Raw genomic sequence first — 13544 nt, 5'->3', positions numbered from 1 at the left:
GGGCCGATGCCCGCTGCTGCCAGCGGCGGAGACGCTGTGGCCTGCGGACCGGCCGGGCACCACGGGATCGCGGTGCCCGGCCGGCCGGTGTTCAGGACGGGATCACTTGCCCAGCCAGGCGTTCACCTTGTCGGGGTTGTCGGTCACCCACTTCTCGGCGGCGGCCTCGGGGGTCATGCCGTCGGCGGTGATGTACTTCGCGACCAGGTTCTGGTCGTCGTTGGTCCAGTTGAAGTTCTTCATCAGCGCGGCGCCGCTGGAGCCGCCCTCGGCGAAGGTCTTCGACATGATCTTGTTCAGCTTGTACTCGGGGTAGTCGCAGGCGACCTTCTCGGCATCGGCGTCACAGCCCTCGGTGTACGGCGGCAGCGCGACCTTCTCCAGCGGGACCTCGGAGAGGAACCACTGCGGCGAGTAGAAGTAGCCGAGCACCCACTTCTTGTTGGTCTCGGCATCCTGGAAGGCCTTGATCAGCGCGGCTTCCGAACCGGCGTAGACGACCTCGAAGTTCAGGTCGAGGTTCTGCACCAGGGCCTCGTCGTTGGTGACGAAGGTCGGGTCGCCGTCGAGCAGCTGGCCCTTGTCGCCGGACTCGGAGGTCTTGAAGTTCTCGGCGTACTTGTTCAGGTTCTCCCACTGCAGGATGTCCGGGTGCTCCTTGGCCAGCCACGGCGGCACGTACCAGCCGATGTACCCGATGTTGCCGGTGGGCCCGCCGTCCACGGCGGTCTGCTGCTGGTCGATGTACTTCTCGACCAGGTCGGCGTGGCCCCAGTTCTCGATGACGGCATCGACCTGGCCGGAACCGAAGCCCTGCCAGGCGATCTCCTCCTTGAGCGACTTCTGCTCGACCTTGCAGCCGAGCTCCTTCTCCGCCACGTAGGTGTAGACGGCGGCGTCGGCGGTGTAGCCCACCCAGTCGTTCATCGCCAGGTTGACGGTGCCGCACTCGCCGGTGACCGGGACCATGCTGCCGGTCGCGGAACCCGTGGCCGAGCCGGTCGCAGAGCCCGTCGCGGTTCCGGTGGCCGACCCGGATGCGCTCGCGCCGGTCGCCGCCGGGCTGGTGGCCGCAGGGGTGGTGGCGCCGGCGCCGGTGTCGTTCACCGTGGCGCCGCCACAGGCCGCTGCGGTGAGCAGCAGGGTCGCGGTGGCGACCCCGGCGGACAGCCGGGTGGCCGTCCGTCCGGATCGCCGGGTCGATCGCAGTGACATCGATTCTCCTCGTGGGTGACTGGCCGGGACCGGCCGATCGGTGGGCGGGGATCGCTGGATGTCGGTCGGGCGGATGCCGGCCGGCGGCGGTGCAGATGGTGCGTCGTGGGTCTTGGCAGTGGATGGATGGTGGCGGCGGGTCGGTGGTGGTGGATGGGCCGTAGGGTCGGACCGTCAGACGCCGGCGGCGGCCGGCGCGGTGGCGGTCAGGGTGGGATCGGTGGTGCCGGAGGTGGTCTTCCTGCGCGGCGGGATCGCCGGTCCGGAGGCGCGCCCGGACCGGTCGGCCGCGGCCTGGGTGATGCGGTCGAGCACGATGCCCATCACCACCAAGGTCAGTCCGGCGGACAGCCCCTTGCCGAAGAGGTCGAGCTGGTTGAGCCCGGCGATCACGTCGTAGCCGAGGGCGCCGGCTCCGACCATGCCGCCGATGACCACCATCGACAGCGAGTAGATGAGCCCCTGGTTGAAGGCCAGGCCGATGGACTTGGCGGCCATCGGGATCTGCACCTTGGTGATCACCTGCCAGTTCGTCGATCCGGTGGAGATCGCCGCCTCCACCGTCGTCGACGGCACCTGGGAGATACCGTCGGTGATGATCTTGATGGCGGCGGGGGCCGCGTAGACCACCGCGGCGATGATCGCGGTGAAGCGGCTGGAACCGAACAGCGCGAGGAAGGGCACCAGGTAGACGAACGGCGGCATCGTCTGCGCGGCGTCCAGCAGCGGCCGGATGACCTTGTCGGCGGTCGACGAGCGGCCCATCCAGACGCCGAACACCACGCCGAGGATCATCACGAAGACCGTCGCCAGCAGGGTGGCGGCCAGCGTGACCATCGCGTCGTTCCAGACGCCCAGCAGCACCATCAGGCCGACCCCGACCGCGGCGATCACCGCCACCCGGATGCGGCCGGCGAGGTAGCCGAGCACCACCAGCACGGCGCCGACGACGAACCACGGCGAGTTGGACAGCAGGTCCTGCAACGGGTTCAGGATCGCCTCGGTCAGGTTGTCCCGCATGCTCTGGGTGAACCAGGCCAGGTTGTCCTGCAGCCACTGCGCCACGGTGTTGCCGACGGTGGCGATGCCCTCGCCCAGGTCCGGCAGCACGGGCGGCTCCGCGGCCCACAGCATGGTCCGGGACAGGTAGATCGCGACCACGGCCAGGACCAGCGCACCGATCACCGCGTACCGCCGGACCAGCCGCACGTGCGGGGCCGCCCGGCGCAGGTTCTCCGACCGCACGCTGGCGGCGGTGGTCACCCGGTCGAAGATGATGGCCAGCAGCACGATCGCGATGCCCGCGTTCAGGGCGGCGCCGACGTCCAGGGTCTGCAGCGCCTGGGTCACGGACAGGCCGAGACCGGGTGCGCCGATCAGCGCGGCGATGGTCACCATGGAGAGCGCAGCCATGATCGTCTGGTTGATGCCGATCACGATGGTCCGCTTGGCCATCGGCAGCAGCATGGTGCGGAGGCGTTGCACGCCACCGGCTCCCAGCGAGTCGACGGCCTCGCGGGTGGTGGCCGGTACCTGCCGGATGCCGTGCGCGGTCAGCCGGATGACCGGCGGGATGGCGTAGATCCAGGTGGTGACCACCGCCGGGGCCGGGCCGATCATGAAGATCAGCGCCAGCGGGGCCAGGTAGGCGAACGCCGGCAGGATCTGCATGAAGTCCAGCACCGGGGTCACGATCTTGTTGACCCGGCTGTTCACGCCGGCCCAGATGCCCAGCGGCAGACCGATGATCAGCGCCAGCAGCACGGCGAGGGCGACCAGCGAGAAGGTGTCCATCGCCTCCGCCCACAGCCCTTGGGCGACGATGACGAGCAGCCCGACCAGGGTCAGTGCCGCGACCCGGGCGTTGCCGACCACGAACGCGACGGCGGTGAGCAGTGCGGTGGTGCCCAGCCAGCCGATCTCCGGCAGCTCGCGACCGACGTCGGTGTGCGAGAACAGCTGGGTGAAGAAGTCGGCCGCACCCTCGATGCCGAGCTGGATGTAGTTGAAGAAGTAGAGGAAGACCGGGCTGGTGTCGCGGTTCGCACCGACCCAGTCGTTGACGTCGTTGAGGGTCCGGTGCAGCGGCGTCAGCTCGGACCGGCCGATGTCGAGGTTCCAGCGGCCGTCGAAGATCTTCCAGAGGACGATCCAGACCACCAGCGTGCCGAGCAGCACGGTGGCGCCGGTGCCGAGCGGCCAACCGCGGCGCCGGACCGGACCGGGCGGCGGGGTGATGCCGGACGGCGCGTCCGGGGCCTGGGTCGTCCCGGGTGCGGTGGGGGCGGCCATCAGGCCGCGTCCGGGTCCACGGTGGCGGAGGCCGCCCCGACCTCGGTGACGCCGTGCCCGGAACTGGTGATCAGGTGCAGGATGTCGTCCCGGCCGACCACCCCGAGGGTGACCCCGCCGTCGACCACCCGGACCGGGCCGGGGGTGCCCAGCACGGTGGGGATCGCGGACCGGATCACCGTGTCGGCGGACAGCGCGGGTGCGGTGGACAGGTCGGTGCCGTCCGGCACCGGCGAGGCGATCCAGCGGAGTGTCAGGACGTCGGCCCGCGGTACCTCGGAGACGAAGTCGGCCACGTACTCGTCCGCCGGCGCGCCGACGAGTTCGTCGCCGCGGCCGATCTGGACCAGCTCACCATGCCGCATGATCAGGATCCGGTCGCCCAGCTTGAGCGCCTCGGAGAGGTCGTGGGTGATGAAGACCATCGTCTTGCCCATCTCGCGGTGCAGCCGGATCACCTCCGCCTGCATGTCCCGCCGGATCAGCGGGTCGAGGGCGGAGAACGGCTCGTCGAAGAGCAGCACGTCGGGATCGCCGGCCAGCGCGCGGGCCAGGCCGACCCGCTGCTGCATGCCGCCGGACAGCTGGTCCGGGAAGCGGTCCTCGTAGCCGTGCAGGCCGACCAGCTCGATGATCTCGCGGGCCCGGGTGTGCCGGGCGCCCTTGCCGGTGCCGCGGATCTCCAGGCCGTAGGAGACGTTGTCCAGCACGGTGCGGTGCGGGAGCAGGCCGAAGTGCTGGAACACCATCGACATCTTGCGGCGGCGGAGCTCGCGCAGGTCGCTCTCCGAGGCCTTCATGATGTCCAGGCCCTCGAGCAGCACCTGGCCGGCGGTGGGTTCGATCAGCCGGGTGAGACACCGGACCAGGGTGGACTTCCCGGAGCCGGACAGACCCATCACCACGAAGACCTCGCCGCGGCCGACGTCGAAGCTCATGTCGCGGACGGCGGGCACGCACCCGGTGCGCTCGAGGATCTCCGGTCCGGTCAGGCCCGCCAGCTGCGGGTCACCGGGGATGCGATCGGCCTTGTGGCCGAACACCTTCCAGAGGTTGCGGACGGAGAAGTCCGGTTCGGCGGACGGAGTCGCGCCCTTGGCGAGGAGGGGGGCGGATGTGGTGCTCATGTCGGGCTCCTTCGATGCAGGGGCGGGCCTGCGTCGGTGGGACTACCTGATGGCGCCGTGCTGGAGTCGTGGTGCTCGCTGGATGGTGCTGGGCTCCAAGTGTTGCGGGGTAGTGCTGTGCTGCGGGGTGGTGATGTGCTGCTGGTTGGTCCGGGTTCGTGCTGGGTGGTGATGTGCAGCGGGTGGTGGTGTGCTGCAGGGGTGGTGCGGGACTGCCCGGCTGCGGCGGTGTTTCGAGCCGGCTACTTCGAGAACCAGTACTGCGCTGTGGGTGCGGTGTTCTGCCAGATGTGCTTGATCTCGCGGTACTCGGCGAGTCCGGTGGGGCCGAGCTCGCGACCGTTGCCGGAGCGGCCGAAGCCGCCCCACTCGGCCTGCGGCACGTAGGGGTGGTAGTCGTTGATCCAGACGGTGCCGTGCCGCAGGGCTTGGGCGACCCGCTGCGCACGGCCGGCGTCCTGCGTCCAGACGGCGCCGGCCAGGCCGTACTCGGTGTCGTTGGCGATCGCGATCGCCTCGGCCTCGTCGGTGAAGGTCTCCACGGTCAGCACCGGGCCGAAGGACTCCTCCTGCACGCAGCGCATCGAGGCATCGCAGCCGTCCAGCACGGTCGGCGGGTAGTAGAAGCCGTCGGCCAGTGCCGGATCGCCGGGAACCGCTCCGCCGCAACGGAGTTCGGCGCCTTCCGCGACCGCGGACCGGACGTAGGAGTGCACCTTCTCGCGGTGCGCGGCCGAGATCAGCGGACCGGTCTCGGCCTTCTCGTCGAACGGCCCGCCCAGCCGGATGCGGCCGGCGCGCTCGGCCAACTCGGCGACGAACTCGTCGTGGATGCTGTCCTGCACCACCAGCCGGGCGCCGGCCGAGCAGACCTGACCGGAATGCAGGAACACGGCGGTGAGGGCGTTGTCGAGTGCCGCCTCGCGGTCCGCGTCGGCGAACACGATGTTCGGGTTCTTGCCGCCCAGCTCGAGGGCGACCCGCTTCACCGTGTCGGCGCCGGCCGCCATGATCGCCTTGCCGGTCGCCAGACCGCCGGTGAAGCTGACCATGTCGACGCGCGGGTCGGTGGTCAGGACGGCACCGACCCCGGTGCCGGTGCCGGTGACCAGGTTCGCGACGCCGGCCGGAAGGCCGGCCTCGGCGAGGGTGGACATCAGCAGGATCGCCGTCGACGGGGTGAGCTCGGAGGGCTTGAGGACGAAGGTGTTCCCGGCCAGCAGTGCGGGCGCCACCTTCCAGGAGACCTGGAGCAATGGGTAGTTCCACGGGGTGATCAGCGAGCAGACGCCGATCGGCGCGTACACGATGCGGCTCAACGCATCCGGGCGGCCGGTGTCCACCACGCGACCGGAGTCGGTGCCGGCGATGCCGCCGTAGTAGCGGAAGGCCGAGGTCACGTCGTCGATGTCGTACTCGGCCTCGACCAGCCGCTTGCCGGTGTCCAGTGCCTCGGCGCGGGCGTAGGCCGCCCGGTCGCGCTGGAGCAGGTCGGCCACCCGGAGCAGCAGGGCACCGCGCTCGATCTCCGGGACGGCCGACCAGACGCCGGAGTCGAACGCGGCGCGGGCCGCATCGATCGCGGCGCTCGCGTCCGCGGCGGTACCCTCCGTCACCGTCGCGACCAGCGAACCATCAGCAGGGCAACGGATCTCGCGGATACCAGTGCCCGTCGAGACCGCCCGGGCGCCATCGATCCAGAGGCCGTCGACGGCGGTCGGCGTGGCGCCGTCGCTGTCCACGGTCGCGGTCACCCTGTGCCTGCCCTCTCCTGGATCCTGTTGCGTATCGCGCACCTGAGTGCTCTGTGAGCAACAGAATGGAACGGTGGGCAGGGGCTGTCAAGGCTCCTGGAGACGTCGTGCGACAGCTGTAACGTGCTTTTGACACACAGCCCGGCAGCGGTGTGACGGGAGATCACCAGGGTGCGAACCGCTGCTCCGGATGAGTTGCGGAGCTGCCCGTGGCATCCGGACGAGCCGGGCGGTTCCGACCTCGCGAGCTCCGCGGGTGGTGGGTGCGTTCAACTTGGTGGCGACGCGGCGGAACGGGGGAATCCGTCGTCGGGACTCGAAGTGGCAGGGCATGCGGGTGTGCCGGCCGGTTCCGACCTCGGGGCGACCGGCGTGCGAGGCCGGCCCGGCCCATGCCGGGACTCCGTGAGAGAGGCCGGCCCGGCCCATGCCGGGACTCCGTGAGAGCGGCGTTGACCATTGCCTGCCGGACCGTGCGGTGGGACTCCGTGAGTGCGGCGTGGACCACCGCGGTCGCAGGTCTCAGGACGACAGACCCTCGGGGCCGGTCCCACCCCATGTGGGACACGGCGAGCGCGGCGTTGACCAATGCGGCTACCGAGTCGAGGCGACGGGCGCAACGGCCTGCCATGCCGTGCCGTGGGACACCGCGACCGCGGCGTCGACCCGTGCGGCGGCCGGGTTCAGGACGACAGGCGTGACGGGCCGGCCCAGCCCATGCGGTGCGACACCGCGACCGCGGCGCTCATCACCGCCGCCACCACACCGTCGAGCCGGTCCGCGACCCGGAAGGTCGGGCCGGATGCGGAGAGGGAGGCGATGACGGACCCGTCGGTGCCGCGGATCGGCGCCGCTACGGCGGTCAGGCCGATCTCGAGTTCGTCGCGGGCCACGGCGTACCCGCGTGCCCGGACCTGCTCCAGCTCGGCGAGCAACCCGGCCCGACTGGTCACCGTGTGCTCGGTGAGCCGCGGCAGGGAGCCCGCCGACCCCACCGACGCCGCGAGGAGTGCGTCCCGCTCGGTGTCGGAGATGTGGGCGAGCAGTACCCGGCCGTTCGCCGTGGCGTGCAGCGGGTTCCGCTTGCCGACCCAGTTGTGGATGCGCAGCGCCGAGGTCCCGGCGACCTGGTCCAGGTAGAGCGTCTCCCGGCCGGACAGGATCACGATGTTGACCGTCTCGCCGATCTCGGTGGCCAGTGCCTTGGTGACCGGCCGGCTCTCCTGCACGACGTCGAGGCGGGACCGAGTGGCGCCGGCCAGCCGCAGCACCCCGACGCCGAGCCGGTACCGGCCGCGATCGGGCAGTTGCTCGGCGAGGCCGTGCGACTCGAGGGTGGCCAGCAGCCGGGAGGCCGTCGACTTGTGCACGCCGAGCAGGCCGGCGATCTCGGTGACGCCGAGCTGACCGTCCGCGGCGAGCAGTTCGAGGATGGTCAGTGCACGGTCCACCGACTGCACGGCGCCTGCCTCGGCGCCGCGGAGCGGGACGACGGGCTCGGACATGCAGGAAGCCTAGGCGGTCGGGTGGTGGTGCGGCGTGGACCTGGGATCGGACATTCCGCGCAGTGGTCTTGACCGGCGATCAGCGACCGATCATGCTGGATGCGGTTGCGCGATACGCAGTCAGTTGCGTAATACGCACTTCCAGATGTGTTGCCCTGCTCGTCCGCCCGCTGCTCGTCCCTGGGTCGCCCCCGGCCGGTATCCCCTGATCTTGGTCCCCCCCCGTCCCGCTGTCCACCCGGCCTGACTCTGCCGCGACCCGCTGCCGGTGTCCACGATGTCCACGTGGCTGACCCGCCGGCTGCTGTGCACCACCCGATGCTGATCGGCAACGCCCCCCGTCGTCCTCGCCACCGCTCGAACCCATTCGCAACGCCCGCAGGATCCGCACCACCTCGACGATCCGCACCGCCTCGACGATCCGCACCGCCTCGACGATCCGCACCGCCTCGACGATCCCGCACCGCCCGACTTCTCCCCGGAGGTACCCGTGTCCCCTCGCCCGGCACCCGGCCGCGAGTTCGTGCTGACCCTGTCCTGCCAGGACGGGCCCGGCCTGGTCTACGCCGTCACCGGCTACCTGGTGCGTTGCGGTGCGGACATCCTGGCCAGCCAGCAGTTCGACGACCGGCTCACAGGGCGGTTCTTCATGCGGGTGCACTTCGACGTGCCGGATGGCGGTCTTTCGATCGCGGAGCTGCGGCGGGAGTTCGACGACGTCTCGCAGGCTCACGCCATGACGTACGACCTGGTCGACGTCACCACGCCGACCCGCACGCTGCTGATGGTCAGCAAGTTCGGGCACTGCCTGAACGATCTGCTCTACCGGTATCGCATCGGCACCCTCAACATCGAGATCCCGGTGATCGTCTCCAACCACCCGGATTACGCGGCGCTCGCTGCGTCGTACGAGATCCCTTACGTACACATCCCTGTCACCCGGGAGACGAAGCCGGAGGCGGAAGCGCAGCTGCTCCGGCTGATCAAGGAGCACGACGTCGACCTGGTGGTGCTGGCCCGGTACATGCAGGTGCTCAGCGAACAGACCAGCCACGAGCTGTCCGGCCGGGCGATCAACATCCACCACTCGTTCCTGCCGAGCTTCAAGGGCGCGAAGCCGTACCACCAGGCGCACGACCGCGGGGTCAAGCTGATCGGGGCGACCGCGCACTACGTCAACGACGACCTCGACGAGGGGCCGATCATCGAGCAGGACGTGGTGCGGGTGGACCACAACCTGGGGCCGGACGACCTGGTCGCCGCCGGCCGCGACGTCGAGACCCAGGTGCTGTCCAGGGCCGTGCAATGGCACAGCGAGCGCCGGGTGATGCTCAACGGCGCCCGCACCGTGGTTTTTCGGTAGTCGGGGCAGACGCCTGGCCGGACGGCTGCTGTTCGTCGTGGCGTTTGCAGAGGGCCGTCGGTGCATCAGGGGTGTGGGCTGGGCGTCCCCGCTTGGGGCACTGGCGTCGCGACATGCCCGATCGGGCTCAGGAGTGGTGCCGGGGTCAGTGGCGCCCGGGTCGGTTCGCCTCTCAGAACAGGGTCTGCGCCTCGACGCCGAGCAGGATGTGCTTGCGCTCCATGCCGCCGCCGAACCCGACCATCGACCCGTCGGCACCGATGACCCGATGGCAGGGCACGACGATCGGGAGCGGATTCACGTGGTTGGCCGATCCGACGGCCCGCGCCGCTCCGGGCCGCCCGATGCGCTCGGCGATGTCGCCGTAGGAGGCGGTCTCGCCGTAGGGGATCTGCGTGAGTGCGGCCCAGACCCGCATCGCGAAGAGCGGGCCGGTGGGTGCGAGTCGGAGGTCGAACGACTGCCGCTCGCCCGCGAAGTACTCGTGCAGCTGCCGCCGGGCGTCGGCGAAGGCGGCGTCGTCGCGCGGCAACGGGCAGGCCGGGGCGATGCCGGCGTCGTCGGCGAAAAAGGTGCCGAGCAGTTGTTCGCCGTTCCCGGTCATCAAGAACTCGCCGACGGGCGTGGGCAGCACCGTGCACCGGTCGGCCGGGGCCAGCGGAACCTCGAACGGCGCCGGCGGCAGGGAAGCGCCGGTCGCCGGGGCCGGGCCATCGACGGTCTGGGTCACGGGGCCATCATGCGCCGCAGGCCCGACAGGATCGCTCACCTGCGCAGACGACGCTCCGATGACGTGGTCGGTCCGGCCGCCGCCGAACGGCTGCGCCGCAAGCCGTGCAACGGTCAAGCGCCGGCGCAGGCCTCCTGGCAGGCCATTTCCGAGACAGCCCTGTTCGCCGTCGAGCAGTCCAGCCCGTCGGGCAGCCGGGCACCCCCGGTCACATGGCCACTGCCGCGCAGTCCTGTTCGCCGTCGAGCGGTCCGGCCCGTCGGGCAGGCTGGCACCCCCGGTCACATGGCCCTGCCGCGCAGTCCTGTTCGCCGTCGAGCGGTCCGGCCCGTCTGGCAGCCTGGCACCTCCGGTCACATGGCCACTGCCGCGCAATGCTGTTCGCCGTCGAGCGGTCCGGCCCGTCGGGCAGGCTGGCACCTCCGGTCACATGGCCACTGCCGCGCAATGCTGTTCGCCGTCGAGCAGTCCAGCCCGCGGAAGTCCACGCCGTGCCGACAGGTTGCCGACCAGCCACGGCTGTCGTCGATGCCGCCGCGCGCATGCCGGCTTCCGCCACGCCGGAACTCATCGGGTGTCGGGCGGGGACTCGCGCTGCTGTGACGCAGGTCGCGACCGGTGCCGGCGGGCGTCCGGAGCGGTCCGGAGCGGCAGGTCCGGACCGTTAGGCTCCACGTCGTGTCCAAGGTTCTGACGTCCCTCCCGGCCGGCGAGAAGGTCGGCATCGCGTTCTCCGGTGGTCTCGACACCTCGGTGGCGGTCGCCTGGATGCGCGAGCACGGCGCCGTGCCGTGCGCGTACACCGCCGACATCGGCCAGTACGACGAGCCCGATCTGTCCGGCGTGCCGTCCCGGGCGCAGCAGTACGGCGCCGACATCGCGCGACTGGTCGACTGCCGCGCAGCGCTGGTGGAGGAGGGCCTGGTCGCCCTCGCCTGCGGCGCCTTCCACATCCGTTCCGGCGGTTTGCCGTACTTCAACACCACGCCGCTCGGTCGCGCGGTGACCGGCACCCTGCTGGTCCGTGCGATGCACGAGGACGGCGTCTCGATCTGGGGCGACGGCTCGACCTACAAGGGCAACGACATCGAGCGGTTCTACCGCTACGGCCTGCTGGCGAACCCGCGGCTGCGGATCTACAAGCCGTGGCTGGACGAGGCCTTCGTCTCCGAGCTGGGCGGCCGCACCGAGATGTCCGAGTGGCTGACCGCCCGCGACCTGCCCTACCGCGCGTCGGTGGAGAAGGCGTACTCGACGGACGCCAACATCTGGGGTGCCACCCACGAGGCGAAGAAGCTCGAGTTCCTCGACGCCTCGATCGAGATCGTCGAGCCCATCATGGGTGTCGCGCACTGGGACGCCTCGGTCGACATCCCCGCCGAGGACGTCACTGTCACGTTCGAGCGCGGCCGTCCCGTCGCGATCAACGGGCAGACGTTCGCGTCGGCGGTCGACCTGGTGATGGAGGCGAACGCGGTCGGCGGCCGGCACGGACTGGGCATGACCGACCAGATCGAGAACCGGATCATCGAGGCCAAGTCGCGCGGCATCTACGAGGCCCCGGGCATGGCGCTGCTGTTCACCGCGTACGAGCGGCTCGTCAATGCGGTGCACAACGAGGACACCATCGCGACCTACCACGCCGAAGGGCGGCGGCTGGGCCGGCTGCTCTACGAAGGCCGCTGGCTGGACCCGCAGTCGCTGATGCTGCGCGAGTCGCTGCAGCGCTGGGTCGGGTCGGCCGTGACCGGGACCGTGACGCTGCGCCTGCGTCGTGGCTGGGACTACACGGTGCTGGACACCGTGGGCGAGAACCTCAGCTACCACCCGGAGAAGCTGTCCATGGAGCGCGTCGAGGACGCGGCCTTCGGGCCGACGGACCGCATCGGCCAGCTGACCATGCGGAACCTCGACATCGCCGACTCCCGGTCGAAGCTGGAGCTCTATGCCGGTCTCGGTCAGCTGGACGCCGAGCGCACCCTCGTCGGAGCGCTGGAGCCAGGGGAGAGCGCGGCGATCGCGTCCCTCTCCCCTTCCGACCAGCCCGACGAGGCGATGGACGAGGCCGTCGACCGCGCGCAGATGGAGTTCGGCGCCGACTGAACTGAGTGGCTCTTGCGGTTCGGTGCCGGCTCGTCGGCGGTCCTGCTGGATCCGGCCGATGGACGAGGCCGTCGACCGGGCAAAGATGGAGTTCGGCGCCGACTGAGCTGAGTGGCTCTTGCGGTTCGGTGCTCCGGTCTTCCGGCGCCCGGCATGTTCCTCTGCCGGGTAGAGCACGTTGTGCGTGCCGATCGGTCCGGCGGCGACGGGTGAGCCGAGCTCTGCGTGACTGTGCCCGATCAACGGCGTCCGACTGGCACGCCGGTGCACTTTTCGCCTGCCGCTCCGGTGCATCCTGTGCGCGCCGATGATTCCGTGGGCGACGTCGGGTCCAACAGGCAGGTGGACAGCGGATCCCCGACGTCCGGACGGTGAGAGGAAGAACTCGATGAAGTGGCTGCTCGAAGTGGTTCAGGTGCCGGTCGCCGATGTCGATCGTGCGAAGTCGTTCTACGCCGACGGGCTCGGGTTCGTCGTGGACTTCGATATGCCCGCCGGTGAGGGACGTCGTTTCGTCCAGCTGACCCCGCCGGGGTCCGGCTGCTCGATCCAGATCTCCACCGGCATGCACGCCGATCTGGTGCCGGGCACGTTGCGCGGCCTGGTGCTGGTGGTGCCCGACATCCTCGCTGCTCATGCGGAACTCGCCGGTCGTGGGGTGGAGACCAGCGGCGTGACCGTGATCGACCGTGACCTCGGGTCCCGTCCGCCGCGGGAGGGCGATGACCTCGACAACGTCGGAATGGTCCACCTCTCGGATCCCGACGGGAACCAGTGGGTCGTGCAGCAGATCAGCAGCCGCGCCGACTGACACTGGCTGGTCGAGATTCTCGTTCGGTCGCAATCCGTAGGTACTGGTGGCGTAGCAACGCTGTCGCCTCTGCCGCGCGTCGTCCATTGGCTGCCGCCTCGGTCCTGGAGACAGCACGACCACCCCGGCCGGCGTGGGTATTTCGCCGATCGGGGTGGTCGTGTGCTGTTGAAACAGGTCTGCCGGACCACTTCCCGATCGCCGGGATGTGTTGCTGTGGTTCGGGTGTCAGCCGCTGCTGGTGCCGGATGCGCGGTGGGGTGGGTGGTGGGTGTTGCGGCGTGGTCGTTGTCCGGGGTCGAGCCAGGGGGGTGGGATGAATTCGGGGAGCCGGTCTTCGGGGTTGAGCTGGATGGTCCAGTCCTGTTGGTGGATCAGGCGGTGGTGGTGTCCGCAGAGCAGGACGCCGTTGTCCAGGCTGGTGACGCCGAGGTCGCGGGCCCAGAACTGGATGTGGTGGGCGTCGCACCAGGCGGGGGGTCGGTCGCAGCCGGGGAACGCGCACCCGCGGTCGCGGAGGATGAGTGCTCCGCGCAGGGCTTTGGGGACGGTGCGGCGGGCGCGGCCGACATCCAACGGCACCCCGAGGGCGTCCAGCACGGCGGGGATGACTTTGGTGTCGCACAGCAGCCTGCGGGTTTCGG

General features: G+C 70.3%; 10 protein-coding genes. 3 read left to right on the top strand and 7 right to left on the bottom strand.

Annotated features, from left to right (window positions below; all coding sequences use genetic code 11):
- Positions 1–102: 102 nt before the first annotated feature.
- From GIS00_RS15370 to GIS00_RS15350, 5 genes are all read right to left on the bottom strand, one after another.
- On the bottom strand, positions 103–1215 hold the full coding sequence (locus GIS00_RS15370; protein ID WP_154769351.1) for an ABC transporter substrate-binding protein: 1113 nt from the start codon (positions 1213–1215) through the stop codon (positions 103–105).
- Positions 1216–1389: 174 nt separating this feature from the next.
- A complete protein-coding gene (locus tag GIS00_RS15365) occupies positions 1390–3507 on the bottom strand; it encodes an ABC transporter permease (RefSeq protein WP_154769350.1) in 2118 nt (705 codons plus the stop codon).
- Entirely contained in the window at positions 3507–4634 is a 1128-nt protein-coding gene (locus GIS00_RS15360; protein ID WP_154769349.1) for a quaternary amine ABC transporter ATP-binding protein, read from the bottom strand. The genes GIS00_RS15365 and GIS00_RS15360 overlap by 1 nt, the downstream gene beginning before the upstream one ends.
- A 242-nt stretch (positions 4635–4876) precedes the next feature.
- Positions 4877–6388, bottom strand: coding sequence for an aldehyde dehydrogenase family protein (locus GIS00_RS15355; RefSeq protein WP_322097995.1), 1512 nt, complete (start codon positions 6386–6388; stop codon positions 4877–4879).
- A 683-nt stretch (positions 6389–7071) separates the two neighbouring features.
- Positions 7072–7893 (bottom strand): IclR family transcriptional regulator, encoded by an 822-nt coding sequence (locus tag GIS00_RS15350; RefSeq protein ID WP_154769347.1) that lies wholly within the window; start codon positions 7891–7893, stop codon positions 7072–7074.
- A 490-nt stretch (positions 7894–8383) separates the two neighbouring features.
- Here GIS00_RS15350 and purU point away from each other — a divergent pair, with 490 nt between their 5' ends.
- Positions 8384–9256: a formyltetrahydrofolate deformylase gene (purU, locus tag GIS00_RS15345; RefSeq protein WP_322097994.1), complete on the top strand. Its 873-nt coding sequence runs from the start codon at positions 8384–8386 to the stop codon at positions 9254–9256.
- A 172-nt stretch (positions 9257–9428) separates the two neighbouring features.
- On the opposite strand, the gene GIS00_RS28450 is transcribed toward purU, so the two are convergent.
- Entirely contained in the window at positions 9429–9986 is a 558-nt protein-coding gene (locus GIS00_RS28450; RefSeq protein ID WP_322097993.1) for a methylated-DNA--[protein]-cysteine S-methyltransferase, read from the bottom strand.
- A gap of 678 nt (positions 9987–10664) precedes the next feature.
- Between GIS00_RS28450 and argG the strand changes: the two genes are divergently transcribed.
- On the top strand, positions 10665–12089 hold the full coding sequence (gene argG, locus GIS00_RS15335) for an argininosuccinate synthase (RefSeq protein ID WP_322097992.1): 1425 nt from the start codon (positions 10665–10667) through the stop codon (positions 12087–12089).
- 388 nt (positions 12090–12477) lie between these two features.
- Positions 12478–12900: a VOC family protein gene (locus GIS00_RS15330; RefSeq protein WP_154769346.1), complete on the top strand. Its 423-nt coding sequence runs from the start codon at positions 12478–12480 to the stop codon at positions 12898–12900.
- 228 nt (positions 12901–13128) lie between these two features.
- Here GIS00_RS15330 and GIS00_RS26955 read toward each other — a convergent pair.
- On the bottom strand, positions 13129–13544 hold a 416-nt coding region (locus GIS00_RS26955; protein WP_196073297.1), incomplete at its 5' end, for an HNH endonuclease signature motif containing protein.

The organism is Nakamurella alba, assembly GCF_009707545.1.
GTDB classification, from domain to species: Bacteria; Actinomycetota; Actinomycetes; order Mycobacteriales; family Nakamurellaceae; genus Nakamurella; species Nakamurella alba.
The sequence above is the reverse complement of the archived record's forward strand: the minus strand, read 5'-3'. Positions and strand labels throughout refer to the sequence as shown.

Coding starts and splice junctions, on each gene's coding strand:
- GIS00_RS15370 (WP_154769351.1), bottom strand. CDS start 1,215: ATGTCACTGCGATCGACCCGGCGATCCGGACGGACGGCCACCCGGCTG.
- GIS00_RS15365 (WP_154769350.1), bottom strand. CDS start 3,507: ATGGCCGCCCCCACCGCACCCGGGACGACCCAGGCCCCGGACGCGCCG.
- GIS00_RS15360 (WP_154769349.1), bottom strand. CDS start 4,634: ATGAGCACCACATCCGCCCCCCTCCTCGCCAAGGGCGCGACTCCGTCC.
- GIS00_RS15350 (WP_154769347.1), bottom strand. CDS start 7,893: ATGTCCGAGCCCGTCGTCCCGCTCCGCGGCGCCGAGGCAGGCGCCGTG.
- GIS00_RS15330 (WP_154769346.1), top strand. CDS start 12,478: ATGAAGTGGCTGCTCGAAGTGGTTCAGGTGCCGGTCGCCGATGTCGAT.